Origin of the sequence: Pedobacter cryoconitis (assembly GCF_001590605.1) — a bacterium.
Taxonomy (GTDB): Bacteria; Bacteroidota; Bacteroidia; order Sphingobacteriales; family Sphingobacteriaceae; genus Pedobacter; species Pedobacter cryoconitis_A.
Genome location: NZ_CP014504.1, coordinates 3021435 through 3039362, shown reverse-complemented (window position 1 = coordinate 3039362; position 17928 = coordinate 3021435). Strand labels below are relative to the sequence as shown.

The following is a 17928-nucleotide window of genomic DNA, read 5'->3' as shown; positions in this document are numbered from 1 at the left end:
GAAACCGAAAACTAATTCCTGCTTCCCAAATGAATTTGTAAACCCACGGTTACGGGAGTAAAAAGGAATTCTTTTTTATTTTCGGCAGTTTCTATGCTTTGGGCGGCAGTGTTTTGTGCAACAGTTTGTGTCCTTAAATGAGAAAGGTACAATTCAAGACTGCCCTCTGCAAAAATGGAAATTTGCTCAATAGGGGTTATCCGGAGTCCCATAGTGGGGCCTAAAGTAAAGCCACTTTTTATAGCTTCCATCTGGTCTGTTAATGCGGTTGTTCTCTGGAGATCTATGAAATTCCTTAATCCTTTAAAACGGTTATAGCGATAGCCGATATCAAAAGCAAAATAAGGCCGTACTTTGGAATAATTCAGGTTTTTCTCAAACCCAAGCTTAATCGCGTAATCGGTTACTTTTCCATTGACCAGGTTACAGTTGGTACAATCACTTTTAAAATCGAGTGACTGATTGAGAAATCTGCCGCTTAAGCGATAATTGATCTGGCGATCATCAATTTTAAATATTCCGCCATTAAATTTGGACGTGATATATTTTAGCGGGTCCTGGTCTGCTATCCTTGGCAGTTGCAGATAACTGAATGCATTAAATCCTACGCTGTAAGTACTGTTAGACTGTGAGTGTGCATTTAAGGCAAAAAGAGAGACGAGTAAAAGTGAGCGCAATCCCTGTTTCATAAAGTGTTATGTTTCATTTAGCTACATAAAAATATATATTATTTTGAGGGACAGATTAAAATCTGCTTCAGATTTTTTTATTTGTATTGATAAGTAATATTCCAGTTTTTACTGAAAAAAAATTACCTTTTTATCTTGAATAAGTGAAAGATTTATTCTTTCCATTAACAGGCTGGTTTGCGCTTTATGATTTGATTTGTTGGTGTTTACAGCCTGGAGGTTAAATTCATCCAATTAAAACCTTAAAAATCGATTTCAAAGAAGTATTTTTGAAATCAATGGCGTATAAGTTTGTAGATAATTACCGGGAAAGAGGAGCAAGGAAAAAATTAGTGGAACATCTTAAATCAAGAGGCATCACAGATGAACGTGTACTGAGTGCAATTGGAAAAGTACCAAGACATTTTTTCTTTGATGAAACCTTCTGGAACCAGGCTTATAAAGATATTGCTTTCCCGATTGGTGATGGACAGACTATTTCTCAGCCTTATACGGTAGCTTACCAAAGTGAGTTACTGCATATTAATAAAGGCGATAAAGTGCTGGAAATTGGTACCGGCTCTGGTTATCAGACTTGTATTTTAATGGAACTGGGCGCAGAAGTATTTACGATCGAAAGACAAGAAAGTATTTACAAACACACATTGAAAGTATTGCCCGGAATGGGGTATCATGCGAACTTCTTTTTTGGCGATGGTTCAATGGGAATTGCAGCGCATGCGCCTTACCACAAAATTATTGTAACTGCTGGTGCGCCGTTTGTTCCTGAAATCTTATTGAAGCAATTAAAAATTGGTGGTATGCTGGTGATCCCGGTAGGTGATGAACATTCACAGATTATGGTTACAGTGATCCGTGTCAGTGAAACTGACTATGAGAAGTTTGAATTGGATACTTTTAGGTTTGTACCACTGGTAGGGGACCAGGCCTGGTAATTTAGCCTTTCATTGCCCGGTCCATTTCACGTTTGGATTCGCGGTCTTTGATACTATCTCTTTTGTCAAAGTCTTTCTTTCCTTGTGCCAATGCGATTTCTATTTTTGCAAAACCTCTTTCATTGGTGAAAATGCGAAGCGGAACAATCGTATATCCTTTTTCTTCACTTCTGAATTTTAATTTTTTCAATTCCTTTTTTTGCAGCAGTAAGATCCGGTCACGTTTAATATCATGGTGATGGAAAGAACTGTGGCTGTATTCTGAGATATGAAGATTTCTTACATAAAGTACATTACCAATGAACATGCAGAAAGCATCGGTCATATTGGCTTTACCTTGTCTGATCGCTTTGATCTCAGTTCCAAGCAAAGCCAGTCCGGCGTTGTATTTATCAACAACATGGTAATCGAAGTATGCTCTTTTATTTTTTATTTGAATGTCAGTCGCCATAGAATCAGCTAATATCAGAAAGAATTGCCGATTTACGGCAATTCTTTCTGAATTTTACAATGGATATAGGATTGTGCCAGGTTATCTGACTACCAATACTGGTATTGTTATTTTGTGTCTTACTGCATCTACAGTAGTCCCGAAAATCAAGTCCTTCAGGCCTTTATGTCCATGTGCACCCATCACGAGTAACTGTAAATCGTTGGTTTTAGTAATTTCTGCAATCGCACGCGCTGCTCCTCCAAAACCGATGTGTGGAATGCCATGATAACCGAGATCGGCCAGATTCTGACCATACTTCTTCAGATTTTCTGAATCACTTAGTGTTTCATGGTCGAGTGCAGCTTTCCCATGGTACTGGGCGCCGGCGGTTTCCACGATATGGATTAAATGGTAATCTGCTTTCTTTCCACCCTGGATCAGTGCATGGCGGATCGTGTTCAGGTCATTTTTAGAGAAGTCGACGGTAATGCCAATCCTGGTATAATGGATCTGGTCTACAGGATCAATTGCCATTGCATTTCCATGGGGAATGTTTTTCTGTTGTATCGTGCTGGAATTAAGCATCGGATAAACGAAAACATACATTAAAAGTAATCCAATCAAGACAGCAACCGGAATAATTAATCCATAAATATACCATCCATGTGTGGCTGTTGCCCATCCTGAGATCTCTTCTATAACGAGTTTAATATTCAGGGCAACAATAACAGCAGCACTGATCCATGCCAGTATTTTGACCCAGAGTTTGATGGCAAAGCCTTTCATTTCTTTTTTATCGGAAGTGAAGTGGATCAGTGGGATCACCGCAAAACCGAGTTGTAAACTTAAAACGACCTGGCTTAAAATCAATAGACCGCTCAATGCATCATTTCCAAAATAAAGGATGGTGAAAAAGGCAGGGATAATAGCTAGCAAGCGCGTAATTAAGCGCCGTAACCAGGGTTGTATCCTAAGGTTCAGGTGACCTTCCATTACAATCTGTCCTGCCAGTGTCCCGGTTATGGTAGAACTTTGTCCAGCTGCAATCAGTGCGATTGCGAAAAGACTTGGTGCAACTCCGCCAAAAATATGTCCAAGCAGCTTATAGGCATCCTGTATTTCAGCAACTTCATGCATGCCATTTTTATAAAAGGCAGCTGCAGCCAGGATCAGGATCGCTGCGTTTACAAAAAAAGCCAGGTTAAGTGCAACAGCAGTATCTATAAAGTTGAATTTGATCGCTTCTTTAATCCCTTTATCATCGCGCTCAAACTTCCTGGTCTGAACCAGGGAAGAATGGAGGTACAGGTTATGTGGCATCACAGTCGCACCGATTATACCAATAGCAATGTACAGCGCTTGTCCGGAGAGTACTGAAGGTTCCAGTCCTTTGACGATTTCTTTTAAGGATGGCTCTACGATAAACATCTCTACTAAAAAGGAGATCCCTACAATGAAAACCATGGAAACGATAAAAACTTCCATTTTCCGCATTCCCTTATTCATCAGGAATAAAAGTAAAACGGTGTCAAAAATAGTGATACTGATACCCCAGATCAGCGGAAGGCCGAAAAGCAGGTTTAAACCAATGGCCATACCAATAATTTCAGCAAGGTCACAGGCTACAATTGCAGTTTGCGCTAAACCAAATAAGGGAATATTTACCCATTTAGGATAGGCATTTCTGGAAGCCTGCGCTAAATCAAGACCTCTTACAATACCTAACCTCGCGCTTAATGATTGTAATAACAAGGCGATTAAGTTCGACATCAGCAATACCCAGATGAGCTGATAACCGAATTTACTACCTCCTGCAAGATCGGTCGCCCAGTTTCCGGGATCCATATAACCAACACTAACCAGGTAAGCCGGGCCAATAAAAGATAATATCCTTCTCCATCCGGTACGCTTACCGGTATCTACACTTTGATGTACTTCACTTAATGATTCTGTCTGCTTCATCAGCTAAAAATTCTTTTAATTATTAACAGCTTCTTCTAATATTACTTGGTTTCTTCTAATTTAACCAGGATGTGCTGCGCTACTTTGCGGCTGACATTTATCTTTTGAGCATTGGCTATCAGCTCTACTGAACCATCATAGGCGGTAATTCCATGGACGGTTATTGCTACACCTATGGTTAAACCTAATTTCTCCAGATGAATTAAAAATGGAGAAGAATGTTCACTGACCCCGATAATGATGCCAGTTTTTCCTTTGGCAATTTCATGGAGGTGTATATGTGCAGAAAGTTCAAAGTTTCCATGCTGATCTGGAATCGGATCTCCATGAGGATCCCGCTTAGGAAAACCAAGAAAATCGTCTAACCGTTCTACGAGTATGGAAGAGTTGATGTGTTCAAGTTCTTCTGCAATATCATGGACTTCATCCCACCTGAATTTCAATTTGTCTACTAAAAAGACTTCCCATAACCGGTGTTTTCTGATGACTTTGATTGCGGCAGCTTTCCCTTTTTCAGTTAATGTGACTCCCTGGTACTTAATATAATCAATTAATTGCTTATCTGCCAGCTTTTTAAGCATATCAGTTACAGAGGCGGCTTTGGTGTTCAATCCATTGGCAATTGCATTGGTTTGTACCGTACCTGGCTCAGTTTGGGAGATGTGATAAATGACTTTGAGGTAATTCTCTTCAGTAAATGAATGCATTGTATTAGCCTAATAATAGTTTTAGGTAAATCTAAAAATTATTAGATAAAATAAAGCATAATTTTTATGTTTATTTTTAGAATTAAATTTGGTAAATAAGGTGTTCTTATTCTACCTTTGGGTTCAAGATCGGAAAAATGGCAGCAGAATTAGATAAGATAGATTTTAAAATACTTAAACTTTTACAAGAAAACGGAAGAATAACCAATTTGCTTTTATCGCAGGAAATTGGGTTGTCACCAGCACCTACTTTAGAAAGAGTAAGAAAACTGGAGATGTCCGGTTTCATTAAGAGTTACCATGCATTAGTGGATGAAGAGAAACTGGGTTTAGGCATTAAAACGTTTATTCAGGTACAATTGGACTTCCACAAGAACAATACGATCCAGATATTTTTGGATGAGGTCAACCAGATTAAAGAAATTACTGAATGTCACCATGTGACAGGACAGGCAGATTTCCTGTTGAAAGTTTATGTAAGTGATATTAAAGCTTACGAGCGTCTGATTATGGACAAAATCAGTAAAATCAGCGTAGTGAAAACTTTTCAGACCATGATGATCATGTCGACCACCAAGAAAGAGCCGATTGTCCCCTTAGAGTATTAGTTTATGCTTCTTTTTAGCTACAACTTCTTCAAATTAATTTCTGGTAGAAAAACTACCAGAAATTAATTTTCATCGTTTCGCTTAAAAATAAGCTATAAACTGTTTCTCCACAATTGTATGGTGCTCAATGTATGGTGCCCAATGTAGGGTGCCCAATGTAGGGTGCCAACGTATGGTACTTAATATATGGTGCTTAATTTATGGCGCCCAATATGGTGCCAGCATGTTGCTAATTTATAACTGCATGACCTGCTTTTAAGATTAGCTGATCTGCCAGTTAATTTGCTTCTTTCCTTCAGCAATCAGAATTTCATTTGTTTTCGAGAAATGTTTACTACCAAAAAATCCGGTGTAAGCAGAAAATGGCGAGGGGTGTGCAGATTTTAAAACTGTATGTTTCTTTTCATCAATCAGTACAGCTTTTTGTTGTGCAAACTTACCCCATAGTAAAAACACCAATCCTGTTTTTTTATCAGAAAGCTGGCTGATAGCCTGGTCAGTAAATGCTTCCCAGCCTTTACCCTGATGGGAACCTGGTTCGTGTGCGCGAACTGTAAGGGATGCGTTCAGTAATAATACGCCTTCATCAGCCCATTGGGTAAGGTTACCGTGATTTGGTGTTTTAAACCCTGCTATATCTGTTTCCAGTTCTTTATAAATATTCTTCAAAGATGGGGGCGTGGCTACTCCTTTTTGTACGGAGAAGGAAAGTCCGTGTGCCTGCCCGTCTCCATGGTAGGGGTCCTGACCTAAGATCACCACTTCTACTTTGTCAAAAGGGGTATGGTTAAAGGCTGCAAAAATATCTGCACCTTTCGGATACACTGTTTTTCCTGTTTCTTTTTCCTGCAGGAGAAAGGCCTTCAGGTTTTTCATGTATTCTTTTTCAAATTCAGGTTCCAGTACTTTTAACCAGCCTGGTTCTAATGCTGCTGACATTTAATATTTTATTTAGTAAGTATTTCAATTATATCGCTTTCCAGCGTAACTAAGGGAGATTCTGTAATCCTGCCGATCTCTTGCTCATTTTCAGTAAAGATGAAAGTGGGAACCTTGTCTATATTCAGGTGATCGGTTAATCCATTGGCTGCCTTTTTTGATTCATCAACAAAGATCAGTGTGATTTGTTCTGCTAAAAAACCGGCCTGATCCAGAATTTTATACAGCCGGGGTACTTGTCTTCTGCAGTCTCCGCACCAGGTACCCAGTACAATCATAACCTTTATATGCTGAAGCAATGATTTTAGCTTTTCTACAGCCTCAGGATCGGGCGCGTAGCCAGGATATTCTATAGCATATTGTGCTTTCATTTCCGGAGATTCAAATAATTTCTCCCGGGCAGCTGTATTTAGCATATTTTATTTCGCCTTTAGTTTTGGTGTTAAAACCTGACCAGAATTATTATTCATAGCTGAAGAATGACTCTGGTCAGGTTTTAACAAAGATAAGCATCAAAATGAGATAAACATTTTTAGCATCTGTTTTAAATTTAAATCTGATTTTTGGTATATAAACACGATATTTGCACGAAATAATTAAAAATAGATATGCCAAACATAGTAAGACTTATCGCAGCTTTTGTGATACTGGGGGGTGCGGTAGCACTTATGATTTTCGGTTTTTGGGGTTGGGGAGTTTTAGCGGTATTGATTAGTATACTCATCGTAGCTACTTTTTTCTACAACGAAAACATGCTGCTTGCACAATGGTTTTTACGTAAAGATGATATGCCTAAAGCGGAACGCTTTTTAAATAGAATAACAAATTATGAAACACAGTTGATCAGACCTCAGCATGGTTATTATCAGTTGTTGATCGGTTTGATTGAATCGAGAAAAGCGCCGATGCAATCTGAGAAATATTTCAAGAAAGCTTTAGCATTGGGTATGCAGATGGATCATAATATCGCATTGGCGAAATTAAGTTTAGCTGGTATTGCTATGGGTAAACGTAATAAAAGAGAAGCACAGATTTATCTGACAGAAGCTAAGAAAGCGGATAAGAACAAATTACTGGCAGATCAGATCAAACAAATGAAAGATCAGCTGGGCATGATGGATAAGCAACAGCAAGTAAGATATAGGTAGTTAATTAGGAATTAGCCTGACAATAAATAAAAAAAGCCACATCATCGTGGCTTTTTTTATTTATCACTCAGCTGGTCAAAAGCATCAATACTTTCCATTGCGCCACGGCTGATGATGTCATCTTCCATACCTTCTTTTTTTCTGCTGAAAAACAATTGTTCAGATTGAATTCTTTTGATAAGCTGACGGATCAGGGACAAATCAAAGGCATCTTTACTTAATTTTATGCAGTATTCGTTTTCAGTTATCTCCAGACTTGAATTATTCATAACATTCAATTTTATTGTTTGCTAAAAATAGGAAAGGCCTGCTATAAATCAATATAGCAGGCCTTTAAGTTTTTGTTATGATTATGTTAAGAGAACCAGGCTGTTACGTCTTCTTTTGAAGGCATAGCTAATTCAAGTTTTAACTTTTTGCGCATACCGCCCAAATCGTTAAATACCTTATTTGCATTGGCTCCTGCTAAATCTTCTACAGTGTTAAAGCCCATTTTACGGATTACCTGAACCCATTCGGCCGGGATACCAGCATTTACGAAATCTTCGTCAGTAGTGATTTTGGCTTTTTTCTCCGGTCTCATCTGCGGGAAGAAAAGTACTTCCTGGATAGTAGACTGGTTAGTCATCAGCATGACCAAACGGTCAATACCAATACCTAAACCTGAAGTTGGAGGCATGCCATACTCTAGTGCACGGATAAAATCGTCATCCATTGCCATCGCTTCATCATCCCCTCTTGCTGCCAGTTTTAACTGGTCTTCAAAACGTTCTTTCTGATCAATAGGATCATTCAGCTCGGTATAAGCGTTACCGATTTCTTTACCCATTACAAAAAGCTCGAAACGCTCCACCAAACCTTCAGAACTACGGTGTTTTTTAGCCAGTGGTGTCATTTCTATCGGGTAATCAGTAATGTAGGTAGGCTGAATTAAGTTAGCTTCTACTTTCTCACTGAATAATTCATCAACCAGTTTTCCACGGCCCATTGACGGATCAACCTCTATATTCAGGCTTTTACAAGTCTCTTTAAGCTGCTCTTCGGTCATTGCTGAAACATCGATCCCTGTATACTTCTGAATAGATTCATACATCGTCAGTTTCTCGTAAGGACCTGCAAAGTTAATTTCATGTTCGCCAACTTTAACGATAGGTGAACCATGTGTAGCTAATGCTACTTTCTCCAGACAGGCTTCTACCATACCCATCATCCAGATATAATCTTTGTAAGCTACATAGATTTCCATCGACGTGAACTCTGGGTTATGCGTACGGTCCATTCCTTCATTTCTGAACATTTTTCCGAACTCATATACCCCATCAAAACCAGCAACGATCAGTCTTTTTAAATATAGCTCATTCGCAATTCTCAGATATAAAGGCATATCCAGGGTATTGTGATGCGTGTTAAAAGGACGTGCTGCTGCTCCACCATGGATAGCTTGCAGGATAGGTGTTTCCACTTCCATCCAGCCTTGCTCATCGAAGTAAGCTCTCATGGTATTGATGACCTTAGAACGGGTGATGAAGATCTGTTTAAAGTCCGGATTTACGGTCAGATCGACATAACGTTGTCTGTATCTTAGTTCAGGATCAGTAAAACCATCAAAAATGTTCCCATCTTCGTCACGTTTAACGATTGGAAGAGGTTTTAGTGATTTAGCCAGTAATTTGAATTCAGTTACGTGTACAGAGATCTCACCTGTTTGAGTGGTAAAGACATATCCTTTAATTCCAATGAAATCACCAAGATCCAGTAATTTCTTGAAAACGGTATTGTAAAGTGTTTTATCCTCTTCAGGGCAAAGCTCGTCTCTCTTTAAATAAACCTGGATACGGCCGGTAGAATCTTGTATCTCTACAAAAGCTGCACTTCCCATAATACGACGGGTCATGATCCTGCCTGCAAAACTTACCTTTTGATAAGCCTCCTTATTATTTTCGTAATTAGCCAGTATATCGGCTGCGTTTGTATTGATTTCATATCCTTCAGGTGGATACGGATCAATGCCCAGTTCACGTAACTGAGTAAGCGCATTTCTGCGCAGTATTTCTAATTCTGATAATCCTGTACTCATAATATGTTATATATTCGGCTTTCACCGGATAAGCTCTAATTTGCTACTGATTTGAACGCTGTGTTCAAACAGCTGCAAAAATACTAAATTAGAGGCTGTTTTTTTTTAGAATTTTTAATCGGCATCAACGGCTTCAGTATAGAGCTCATTGATCGCTTCAGCGTAGATCTTTTCGACCACCTTACGTTTTATTTTCATGGTCGGTGTGATCTCACCTTCATCAATGCTGAAAGGGTTTCTTTTGATCCTGAAGTTCTTGATCCGCTCAAACTTAGATAATTCATTGGATAATTTCCTGATATCCTGTCCGATCCAGTCTATGATTTCTGGTTCGTTGATGAAAATATCAGGTTGTAAAAAGTAAGCGTCAGATAAGTTGAATTTTTCCTGTAAGCTTTCTCTGTTCGGGATAATAATCGCAGTCAGATATTCTCTTTTGTCGCCAATTAAAAACAGGGATTCTATTTTAAGACTTTTCAAATAGATGTTTTCTACCGGGGTAGGATAAACGTTCTTTCCGTAAGCATTGACAATCATGTTTTTTAAACGGTCAGTAATCTGAAGATTCCCTTTATAGAAACGGCCAATGTCGCCTGTATGAAACCAGTTGTTTTTATCAATTGCTTCAGCAGTTTCTGCTGGTTTATTAAAATAACCCTGCATTACACAATGTCCGCGCACTATAATTTCACCTTCGGCACACTCAAAATCTGCCGCAAAAGATTCGTGGGTCTGAATGCTGATCATTTCTTTACTTTCAATGTGCTGGATAGCGACCTCTATACCCGGGATAATCCGGCCTACGGTACCATAAACTTGTCTGTCGTATTCTGTAACTGACATTACCGGAGAGGTTTCAGTTAAGCCAAAGCCTTCGAGTATTTTAATGCCCAGGTTACCGAAAAATTCACCTACATTTTTAGGAAGTGCTGCACCGCCGGAAATCATGAATTTTAATCTTCCACCGGTTTTCTCTTTTATTTTGCTGAATACCAGTTTCTCTGCAATTCTCTTTTCTACAGCGAGTACGATACCCGGTGTTTTGCCAGCTTCAATTTGATGACGGTAGTTTTGTCCTGTTTCCAGTGCCCATAAGAATATTTTAGCTTTCAGGCCGCCTTCAGCTGTACCGCTTTTAATGGCTTTATCATGGATGCGCTCTAATAAACGGGGCACACAACTCATCACAGTTGGCTTGATCTCTGCCATGTTTTTTGCCAGTAATTCCAGGCTTTGTGCATAGGCAATTTTACAGCCTTGTGCGCAGCATACATGGTAAGTTGCTGTCCTTTCAAAAACATGGGATAAAGGAAGAAAGGATAAGAATACGTCTGTTTCGTCAATGATCGGGATTTGCTGCAGACAAACCTTTACGTTCTCCACGAAATTGCTGTGAGAAAGCATCACACCTTTTGGGGTGCCGGTTGTACCTGAAGTATAGATTAAAGAAGAGGTATCAGAAGGACGCAGAATAGCCCTTGTTTCTTTAATTTTAACCTGATAGGTAGAAACGAGTTCTTTACCTTCTTTAATCAGTTCTTCAAAACTGATAATAGTTTTATTCAGTCCCTGGGGAACAGTTGTTTTGGTATATTCTGCAAAAGCAGGAATGATATATTGAAGGTGTCTGCAATTGTCTGCGATCTTTAATATCTTTTTGTAAAGAAATGGATTACCGATCAGGATGGCTTTTATACCGGAGTCGTTAATAATATATTCAACTTCCTGTTCGGATAGGGTAGGGTAAATTGATACATTGATGGCACCGATTTGCTGAATCCCCTGATCATAGTATACATAATCAGGACCATTCTCAATCATCAGTCCCATTCTGTCGCCTTTAGCTATTCCTTTTGATAAAAAAAATGCAGCTACCGCATCGGCTGTGTCCAAAGTCTGCTTAAATGAGATATTTTCCCATTCATTATTCTTTTTGTGAATTAAGAATGTTTCTTCAGGCTTGTGAATGTTTTCTACTACGTTTCTTAATAAGCTGGGAACCGTAGAAAACTCGTTAAATGATACCATATTTATTTTTTTGCGAGGGCAATAATAAAGTTTTTTACATTAAAAACACAATACGTATTTTTAAAGATAACGGTAAAATTAGCTTAAATCAAAAAAGGGCACTCTAAAGTGCCCTTTTAATATATCATATCAGGTTAAACTGAGAAACTTTCTCCGCAACCACAAGTGCGGCTTGCATTTGGGTTATTGAAGTTAAATCCTTTTCCGTTTATTCCATCTGTGAAATCGAGTTCTGTACCGGCCAGATATAAAAATGATTTCATATCCAGTGCTATACGGATCCCTCTGTCTTCAAAGAACTGATCTCCTGTTTTTTCCTCGTTATCAAAATCTAAATTGTAGGATAAGCCTGAACAACCACCACCTTTTACTGAAACACGTAAAAAGTAAGTCGTATCCATCTGAGATTCCTGCATTAAGTTATCAATCTTGGTTTTAGCTTTATCTGTGATCGTGATCATATGCTTAATTGTTTAAATAAGGCCCGGTATATTTAGTGGTGTGATTTAGGCAATGCAATTGGTTCCATGCCATTTTTAACACGGTAATCATTGATTGCTGACTTAATCGCATCCTCTGCTAATACTGAACAGTGAATTTTTACTGGTGGCAATGCTAATTCTTCTACGATATCCATATTGTCAATCGTCATCGCTTCGTCCACAGTTTTACCTTTCAGCCATTCTGTTGCTAAAGATGAAGAAGCAATTGCAGAACCACAGCCGAATGTTTTAAATTTAGCGTCAGTGATTACATTGTTTTCATCTACTTCAATTTGAAGACGCATCACGTCGCCGCATTCTGGTGCGCCAACTAAACCTGTACCTACTGATTTACTGTTTTTATCTAATGTACCAACGTTACGGGGGTTGGTATAGTGTTCCATTACTTTTTCTGAGTATGCCATTTTGTTTTCCTCTAAACCTCTCGTTAAAGAGGATTGTTTTTAAATATTTTATTTATAGATGAACCAGCCTGAAGACTAGTGCTCTGCCCATTCAATTTTGCTTAAATCAATTCCTTCCTTAAACATCTCCCAAAGTGGGGAAAGATCTCTTAAGTGGTTCACTGCTTTTTTAGTGTTCTCAATCGCGTAATCAATTTCTTCTTCAGTAGTAAAACGGCCTAAACCGAAACGGATAGAAGAGTGTGCAAGATCATCTGAAAGGCCTAAGCTTTTTAACACGTAAGATGGTTCCAGTGAAGCTGAAGTACAAGCAGAACCTGAAGAAACAGCCAGATCTTTCATGGCCATCATCAATCCTTCACCTTCTACATATTTGAAAGAAATATTTGCTACATGTGGTAAACGGTGTTGTGTGTTCCCGTTCACATAACTTTCTTCCATCACAGTCAGTGCACTTTCTAATTTATCTCTCAGTCCGGAAAGGCGTACTGCTTCTGATTCCATTTCTAAACGGCATAATTCACAGGCTTTACCTAAACCAACAATTCCAGGTACGTTTAATGTTCCTGAACGCATGCCGCGCTCATGACCACCACCGTCCATTTGTGCAGTTACTTTAACCCTTGGGTTTTTACGGCGTACATATAATACACCAACTCCTTTAGGGCCGTACATTTTATGTGCACTGAAGGCAAGCAGGTCAATTCCGTCCGCGTTTACATCTACAGGTATTTTACCTACAGCCTGAGTGGCGTCAGTCATGAACAATGCGCCGAATTTATGTGCGATTGCAGAAATTTCTTTGATAGGCTGAACAACACCGATCTCATTGTTACCATACATGATCGTAACCAGGATAGTCTGTTCAGTCATTGCTGCTTCTAATTCAGCAAGATCAATTAAGCCATCTTCTTTTACTGACAGGTAAGTAACTTTTGCACCTAATTTCTCCAGGTGTTTACAAGTATCCAATACTGCTTTATGTTCAGTAGTTGCAGTAATGATGTGATTACCTTTATCCTGATACATTTCGAACACACCTTTAATACCAAGGTTATCTGCTTCTGTAGCACCTGAAGTGAAAATAATTTCCTTTTCAGTACAGCCAATCAGTTTGGCAGCTTGCTCACGTGCATAATCAACACCTTCTTCTGCAACCCAGCCAAAGGCGTGGTTACGGCTTGCAGCATTACCAAATTTGGTAGTAAAATAAGGCAGCATGGCTTCAAGTACTCTTGGGTCAAGCGGGGTTGTTGCGTTATTATCTAGATAAATAGGAAGTTCCATTGTATGTAATTTATTCTTTTAATATACAAATGTACAAAAAAAGATTGCCAAAGAATGTAAGATGGGGCTATGAACATCGGATGGAAACATGCATTTTTACATTCGCTTAACGTTTACATAGACAATGAATAAAATTGAACATATCGGTATCGCAGTAAAAGACCTGGATGCCTCTTGTCAGCTGTATGAAAAGTTACTGGGTACAGCTGCTTATAAACAGGAATCAGTAGTTTCTGAAGGGGTTAATACCGCCTTTTTCCGGACAGGTGAGCATAAAATTGAATTGCTGGCTGCCACTGTAGCGGCTAGTCCGATCGCTTCATTTATAGAGAAAAGAGGAGAGGGGATACATCATATTGCGTTTGATGTGGATAATATTTATGCGGAAATGAAAAGACTGAGAAATGAGGGCTTTGTACTCTTGAATGAAGAACCTAAATTTGGGGCCGACAATAAACTGATCTGCTTTGTACATCCTAAGGGAACAAACGGCGTACTGATCGAGTTGTGTCAGGAAATAAAAAAATGATGTAATGGATGATTTGAAAGTGCTTTGCAGGATTATAGGGAACGATTTTGAACTGGAAGATGAATTGTCTGCGGAGCAATTGAGAGGGAAAATGGTGTATGCTTTCTCCTGGTTACTGGATAATGACATCTCTAAAATGATGAATATATTATATCGCACAGATGTGAATGAAGAAAGATTAAAATCTTTGCTGATCAGCAGCTCGCAACTACCTTCTGCAGAAGTGATTGCAGATGAATATATTAGCAGGCAGCTACAGAAAATTGAAACCAGAAAAAAGTATAGCACATAATTTTTTAATAATGCTTGTAAATAAAAAATATAATTAGGATATTTGCAACCTTCAAAATAAGCGACAAATAAGTACAAATAAGTATATATTCATTATGAAAAAAGATCTTCACCCTTCAAACTATAGATTCGTAGTATTTAAAGATATGTCTAACGAATACTCTTTCTTAACTAAATCTTGTGTTGAAACTAAAGAATCTGTGACTTGGGAAGATGGTAACGAATACCCTCTTTATAAATTAGAGATCTCTCATACTTCTCACCCTTTCTATACTGGTAAAATGAAACTGGTAGATACAGCTGGTCGTATCGATAAATTTAAAACTCGTTACGCTAAGAAATAATTCTACAGTTATAAGAAATTATTATAAAGTCCCGATGCTAAGCTTCGGGACTTTTTTTATTTTTGCTTATATTATATAATAGGAGTTTGCGCTCTGCAAATTCTGTGAACAACAATAACAACTCAAATGAACATTAATTTATTTGATGATCAGACTGCTTTATCTTTAAGGCCGCTTACTTTTACCCGGCCTGTGGCCGATCTGAGGATCGGAATATTAACCATAGCTGAAAAATGGGAAAAGTATGCATCAACTGGTGCAGGATTCTGTACCTCAGTCTATCTTAGTGCAAAATATAAAACGCGCAATGATGCGGATACCTATGTAAATGGTTCTGTTTGCCCGGATGAAAGTCTTTTTGCTGCGATTGCTGCTTTGCAAAGTGGTGAAGTGCTTGTTCAGGGTGAACTTATCCTGGCTTATAAAGTTAATCCGGGTGAAATCATTAGTTTAGCCGGGGGAGCGCTATTGCGCCCTGTTTCTTATCATGGTGTTTTTACACGTATCGTATTTCCTGAAGATATTTTTAGAAATAATGACATTCAGCTCAGGGCTGACTTTGATCTTTTGACTAAAGGACGGGTTTCAGCAAACCTAAGTGCGACCAATACTGTGCTGGGCGACCAGATTTTTATTGAAGAGGGGGCAGAAGCAGAATGTGCTACTTTTAATACCTTAACAGGACCTATTTATCTGGGTAAAAATACGCAGATCTGGGAAGGTACACATATCAGGGGTTCTTTTGCTTTGGGAGAGGGTTCCAGAGTAAAGATGGGGACCAAGATTTACGGCCAGACCACAATTGGTCCTTTTAGTACGGTGGGCGGGGAGATCAACAATGCCGTAATCTGGGGATATTCTGCAAAAGGGCATGAAGGTTATCTGGGTAATTCGGTGCTGGGCCAGTGGTGCAATATCGGAGCTGATACCAATAATTCCAATTTGAAAAATAACTATGCAGCTGTTAAATTGTGGGATTATGAAAAAACTGCTTTCAGACAGACTGGACTTCAATTTTGCGGCTTAATTATGGCAGATCATGTTAAATGTGGTATCAATACGATGTTTAATACCGGTACTGTGGTTGGTGTAAGTGCAAATGTATTCGGTTCGGGGTATCCGAAGAACTTTATTCCTGATTTTGCCTGGGGTGGTTCTGATAACCTGGCTGTTTATAGCCTTGAAAAAATGTTCGAAACAGCAGAAAAAGTATATGAACGCAAAAATGTTGAGTTTAATCAGATAGAAAAAGATATATTGTCATCGATTTTTGATTTAACTTCAATTTATAGATCTTTTTAAGAGAGTTTGTGTATTTTTATCAGCTATAAGTGTAGTTGAGGTATAGTAACTTAATTTGAGCGTCAAAATTTGGGTTCAACAGCATTGCAATAGGATTACAGTTAAAATAATATTAGATTTAATTATGAGAAAGAAAATAGTAGCAGGAAATTGGAAAATGAATACGGACTATGCAGAAGGTATTTCATTATTTTCAGAAATCGTTAACATCGTAAGAGATGAAAAAAAAGGCGATCAGCTAGCTATCATATGTGCTCCGTTTATTCACTTAAACAGCTTATCAAAATTAGGAGGTGATGTCGTTAAAATTGGTGCTCAGAATTGCCACCAAAAAGAAAGCGGTGCTTTCACTGGTGAAATTTCGGCTAAAATGATCAAATCAATTGGTTGTGAATATGTAATTGTCGGGCATTCAGAACGTCGTCAGTATTTTGCTGAAAGTGATGCTTTGCTTGCTGATAAAACTAATATCGCTCTAGCAAACGGATTAACACCTATCTTTTGTATCGGTGAAACGTTAGATGAAAGAAACAATGGTAATTTCTTTGAAATCCTTAAAGGACAATTAGAAAATGGCCTTTTTCACCTGAGCCCTGAAGATTTTGCAAAAGTAGTTATTGCTTATGAACCAGTTTGGGCAATCGGTACCGGATTAACAGCTACTGCAGCGCAGGCACAGGAAGTACATGAATTTATCCGTGCAGAAGTTGCTGGTAAATATGGTGAAGCTGCTGCTGAAGAAACTTCAATTTTATATGGAGGTAGCTGTACACCTAAAAATGCACCTGAATTATTCGCGCAGAAAGATATTGACGGTGGATTAATCGGAGGCGCTTCTCTTAAATCACGTGATTTTGCAGATATCGTTAAAACATTTAATTCTTAATGCAATATATACAAGTCACCTTCAGCTTTAAGCTTATCCAGGAATATCAACAGGATTTATTAATCAGTGAGCTTGCTGAAATTGGATTCAATACGTTTGAAGATACCGAAAATGGTTTTTCTGCCTTTATTGATTTCGATAGCTATAGTAAAGAAAACTTAACCGGATCTCTTCTTCAGTTTGAAGGAGAGTTCGGGTATAATTATACAGTAACAGAAATTGCAGCAGAAAATTGGAATGAGGAGTGGGAGAAGAATTTCGAACCACTTATTATCGATGAAACCTGCTATGTAAGGGCTACTTTTCACCCTGTTCAGCCTCAATATAAATACGAGATCGTTATTGACCCGAAAATGGCCTTCGGAACTGGCCATCATCAAACTACAACCATGATGATGCAATACATCCTGGAAAGTGATGTTGCAGGAAAGAATATTCTGGATATGGGCTGTGGAACAGCTATATTAGCTATTCTTGCCGCTAAAAAAGGCGCTATAGATTTAGTGGCTATTGATAATGATGAAGTTTGTTATCTGAGTGCTAAGGAGAATGCTGCATTGAACAACATTACCAATATTACTGCTTTATGTGGTGGAAAAGAAGTGATCCCTGCTGAGCAGTATGATATGATCCTGGCAAACATAAATCGTAATATTTTACTGGATCAGATTCCTGTATACGCCAGCGTTTTAAAAAGCGGTGGTGAAATATTTTTTAGTGGATTTTATGAAGCTCCGGATCTTCAGATGATTAAGGATGCTTGTGCTGAATTTGGCATAAATTATCTGAATCATAAGAAGATTGGAGAATGGGTAGCCTCCCGTTTTGAAAAGGTTTAATAAATAAAAGTATTTAA

21 protein-coding genes are annotated in these 17928 nt (G+C 38.5%); 9 read left to right on the top strand and 12 right to left on the bottom strand.

Features of this window, described 5'->3' with window-relative positions; all coding sequences use genetic code 11:
* Positions 1–11 precede the first annotated feature (11 nt).
* On the bottom strand, positions 12–689 hold the full coding sequence (locus tag AY601_RS12650; protein ID WP_068401568.1) for a hypothetical protein: 678 nt from the start codon (positions 687–689) through the stop codon (positions 12–14).
* A 278-nt stretch (positions 690–967) separates the two neighbouring features.
* Here AY601_RS12650 and AY601_RS12645 point away from each other — a divergent pair, with 278 nt between their 5' ends.
* Complete coding sequence (locus AY601_RS12645) at positions 968–1624, top strand: protein-L-isoaspartate(D-aspartate) O-methyltransferase (protein WP_068401562.1); 657 nt, start codon at positions 968–970, stop codon at positions 1622–1624.
* 1 nt (position 1625) lies between these two features.
* On the opposite strand, the gene smpB is transcribed toward AY601_RS12645, so the two are convergent.
* The 3 genes from smpB to AY601_RS12630 all read right to left on the bottom strand — a co-directional run bounded on the left by smpB (position 1626) and on the right by AY601_RS12630 (position 4726).
* Complete coding sequence (gene smpB, locus AY601_RS12640; RefSeq protein WP_068401558.1) at positions 1626–2075, bottom strand: SsrA-binding protein SmpB; 450 nt, start codon at positions 2073–2075, stop codon at positions 1626–1628.
* A gap of 81 nt (positions 2076–2156) precedes the next feature.
* Entirely contained in the window at positions 2157–4019 is a 1863-nt protein-coding gene (locus AY601_RS12635) for an Nramp family divalent metal transporter (protein WP_068401554.1), read from the bottom strand.
* 41 nt (positions 4020–4060) lie between these two features.
* Positions 4061–4726 carry a metal-dependent transcriptional regulator gene (locus tag AY601_RS12630; protein WP_068401552.1) on the bottom strand — a complete coding sequence of 222 codons (666 nt, stop codon included), beginning with the start codon at positions 4724–4726 and terminating at the stop codon, positions 4061–4063.
* Between the two features lie 137 nt (positions 4727–4863).
* Here AY601_RS12630 and AY601_RS12625 point away from each other — a divergent pair, with 137 nt between their 5' ends.
* Positions 4864–5334 (top strand): Lrp/AsnC family transcriptional regulator, encoded by a 471-nt coding sequence (locus tag AY601_RS12625; protein WP_041884810.1) that lies wholly within the window; start codon positions 4864–4866, stop codon positions 5332–5334.
* A gap of 261 nt (positions 5335–5595) precedes the next feature.
* Here the strand turns inward: AY601_RS12625 and ung are convergent, their stop codons facing one another.
* Together ung and AY601_RS12615 are read right to left on the bottom strand one after the other, a co-directional pair.
* The gene (gene ung / locus AY601_RS12620) at positions 5596–6273 is read right to left on the bottom strand and encodes a uracil-DNA glycosylase (protein ID WP_068401548.1); all 678 of its coding nucleotides are present in this window, start codon (positions 6271–6273) and stop codon (positions 5596–5598) included.
* Between the two features lie 8 nt (positions 6274–6281).
* Positions 6282–6689 carry a thioredoxin family protein gene (locus tag AY601_RS12615; protein ID WP_068401543.1) on the bottom strand — a complete coding sequence of 136 codons (408 nt, stop codon included), beginning with the start codon at positions 6687–6689 and terminating at the stop codon, positions 6282–6284.
* A 192-nt stretch (positions 6690–6881) separates the two neighbouring features.
* Between AY601_RS12615 and AY601_RS12610 the strand changes: the two genes are divergently transcribed.
* The gene (locus AY601_RS12610; protein ID WP_068401539.1) at positions 6882–7421 is read left to right on the top strand and encodes a hypothetical protein; all 540 of its coding nucleotides are present in this window, start codon (positions 6882–6884) and stop codon (positions 7419–7421) included.
* A gap of 56 nt (positions 7422–7477) precedes the next feature.
* Here AY601_RS12610 and AY601_RS12605 read toward each other — a convergent pair whose 3' ends face one another.
* From AY601_RS12605 to AY601_RS12580, 6 genes are all read right to left on the bottom strand, one after another.
* Complete coding sequence (locus AY601_RS12605; RefSeq protein ID WP_068401536.1) at positions 7478–7690, bottom strand: hypothetical protein; 213 nt, start codon at positions 7688–7690, stop codon at positions 7478–7480.
* 86 nt (positions 7691–7776) lie between these two features.
* Positions 7777–9498, bottom strand: a complete 1722-nt coding sequence (lysS, locus tag AY601_RS12600; protein ID WP_068401533.1) for a lysine--tRNA ligase — start codon at positions 9496–9498, stop codon at positions 7777–7779.
* A gap of 114 nt (positions 9499–9612) precedes the next feature.
* Entirely contained in the window at positions 9613–11526 is a 1914-nt protein-coding gene (locus AY601_RS12595) for an AMP-dependent synthetase/ligase (RefSeq protein WP_068401530.1), read from the bottom strand.
* 134 nt (positions 11527–11660) lie between these two features.
* A complete protein-coding gene (locus AY601_RS12590; RefSeq protein WP_068401527.1) occupies positions 11661–11987 on the bottom strand; it encodes a HesB/IscA family protein in 327 nt (108 codons plus the stop codon).
* A gap of 32 nt (positions 11988–12019) precedes the next feature.
* Positions 12020–12433 carry a Fe-S cluster assembly scaffold IscU gene (gene iscU / locus AY601_RS12585; RefSeq protein ID WP_068401521.1) on the bottom strand — a complete coding sequence of 138 codons (414 nt, stop codon included), beginning with the start codon at positions 12431–12433 and terminating at the stop codon, positions 12020–12022.
* Between the two features lie 75 nt (positions 12434–12508).
* Positions 12509–13720, bottom strand: coding sequence for an IscS subfamily cysteine desulfurase (locus tag AY601_RS12580; RefSeq protein ID WP_068401517.1), 1212 nt, complete (start codon positions 13718–13720; stop codon positions 12509–12511).
* 124 nt (positions 13721–13844) lie between these two features.
* On the opposite strand from AY601_RS12580, the gene mce reads away from it, so the two are divergent.
* The 6 genes from mce (at position 13845) to prmA (ending at position 17911) form a co-directional block, all read left to right on the top strand.
* Complete coding sequence (mce, locus tag AY601_RS12575) at positions 13845–14249, top strand: methylmalonyl-CoA epimerase (RefSeq protein ID WP_068401513.1); 405 nt, start codon at positions 13845–13847, stop codon at positions 14247–14249.
* Between the two features lie 4 nt (positions 14250–14253).
* Positions 14254–14541: a hypothetical protein gene (locus AY601_RS12570; protein WP_068401511.1), complete on the top strand. Its 288-nt coding sequence runs from the start codon at positions 14254–14256 to the stop codon at positions 14539–14541.
* Between the two features lie 94 nt (positions 14542–14635).
* Positions 14636–14884: a type B 50S ribosomal protein L31 gene (locus AY601_RS12565; RefSeq protein ID WP_041884831.1), complete on the top strand. Its 249-nt coding sequence runs from the start codon at positions 14636–14638 to the stop codon at positions 14882–14884.
* 126 nt (positions 14885–15010) lie between these two features.
* Positions 15011–16186 carry a putative sugar nucleotidyl transferase gene (locus AY601_RS12560; protein WP_068401501.1) on the top strand — a complete coding sequence of 392 codons (1176 nt, stop codon included), beginning with the start codon at positions 15011–15013 and terminating at the stop codon, positions 16184–16186.
* Positions 16187–16310: 124 nt separating this feature from the next.
* Positions 16311–17072, top strand: coding sequence for a triose-phosphate isomerase (gene tpiA, locus AY601_RS12555; protein ID WP_068401497.1), 762 nt, complete (start codon positions 16311–16313; stop codon positions 17070–17072).
* Positions 17072–17911 carry a 50S ribosomal protein L11 methyltransferase gene (gene prmA, locus AY601_RS12550; protein WP_068401495.1) on the top strand — a complete coding sequence of 280 codons (840 nt, stop codon included), beginning with the start codon at positions 17072–17074 and terminating at the stop codon, positions 17909–17911. Before tpiA ends, prmA begins: the two co-directional genes overlap by 1 nt.
* Positions 17912–17928: the final 17 nt, after the last annotated feature.

Bases quoted from the DNA above. Each gene is read 5' to 3' on its own strand.
- AY601_RS12645 (WP_068401562.1), top strand. From the start codon at position 968: ATGGCGTATAAGTTTGTAGATAATTACCGGGAAAGAGGAGCAAGGAAA.
- AY601_RS12590 (WP_068401527.1), bottom strand. From the start codon at position 11,987: ATGATCACGATCACAGATAAAGCTAAAACCAAGATTGATAACTTAATG.
- AY601_RS12610 (WP_068401539.1), top strand. From the start codon at position 6,882: ATGCCAAACATAGTAAGACTTATCGCAGCTTTTGTGATACTGGGGGGT.
- lysS (WP_068401533.1), bottom strand. From the start codon at position 9,498: ATGAGTACAGGATTATCAGAATTAGAAATACTGCGCAGAAATGCGCTT.
- AY601_RS12570 (WP_068401511.1), top strand. From the start codon at position 14,254: ATGGATGATTTGAAAGTGCTTTGCAGGATTATAGGGAACGATTTTGAA.
- mce (WP_068401513.1), top strand. From the start codon at position 13,845: ATGAATAAAATTGAACATATCGGTATCGCAGTAAAAGACCTGGATGCC.
- AY601_RS12595 (WP_068401530.1), bottom strand. From the start codon at position 11,526: ATGGTATCATTTAACGAGTTTTCTACGGTTCCCAGCTTATTAAGAAAC.
- AY601_RS12615 (WP_068401543.1), bottom strand. From the start codon at position 6,689: ATGCTAAATACAGCTGCCCGGGAGAAATTATTTGAATCTCCGGAAATG.
- tpiA (WP_068401497.1), top strand. From the start codon at position 16,311: ATGAGAAAGAAAATAGTAGCAGGAAATTGGAAAATGAATACGGACTAT.
- smpB (WP_068401558.1), bottom strand. From the start codon at position 2,075: ATGGCGACTGACATTCAAATAAAAAATAAAAGAGCATACTTCGATTAC.
- AY601_RS12560 (WP_068401501.1), top strand. From the start codon at position 15,011: ATGAACATTAATTTATTTGATGATCAGACTGCTTTATCTTTAAGGCCG.
- AY601_RS12605 (WP_068401536.1), bottom strand. From the start codon at position 7,690: ATGAATAATTCAAGTCTGGAGATAACTGAAAACGAATACTGCATAAAA.
- ung (WP_068401548.1), bottom strand. From the start codon at position 6,273: ATGTCAGCAGCATTAGAACCAGGCTGGTTAAAAGTACTGGAACCTGAA.
- prmA (WP_068401495.1), top strand. From the start codon at position 17,072: ATGCAATATATACAAGTCACCTTCAGCTTTAAGCTTATCCAGGAATAT.
- AY601_RS12580 (WP_068401517.1), bottom strand. From the start codon at position 13,720: ATGGAACTTCCTATTTATCTAGATAATAACGCAACAACCCCGCTTGAC.
- AY601_RS12565 (WP_041884831.1), top strand. From the start codon at position 14,636: ATGAAAAAAGATCTTCACCCTTCAAACTATAGATTCGTAGTATTTAAA.
- AY601_RS12625 (WP_041884810.1), top strand. From the start codon at position 4,864: ATGGCAGCAGAATTAGATAAGATAGATTTTAAAATACTTAAACTTTTA.
- AY601_RS12630 (WP_068401552.1), bottom strand. From the start codon at position 4,726: ATGCATTCATTTACTGAAGAGAATTACCTCAAAGTCATTTATCACATC.
- AY601_RS12650 (WP_068401568.1), bottom strand. From the start codon at position 689: ATGAAACAGGGATTGCGCTCACTTTTACTCGTCTCTCTTTTTGCCTTA.
- iscU (WP_068401521.1), bottom strand. From the start codon at position 12,433: ATGGCATACTCAGAAAAAGTAATGGAACACTATACCAACCCCCGTAAC.
- AY601_RS12635 (WP_068401554.1), bottom strand. From the start codon at position 4,019: ATGAAGCAGACAGAATCATTAAGTGAAGTACATCAAAGTGTAGATACC.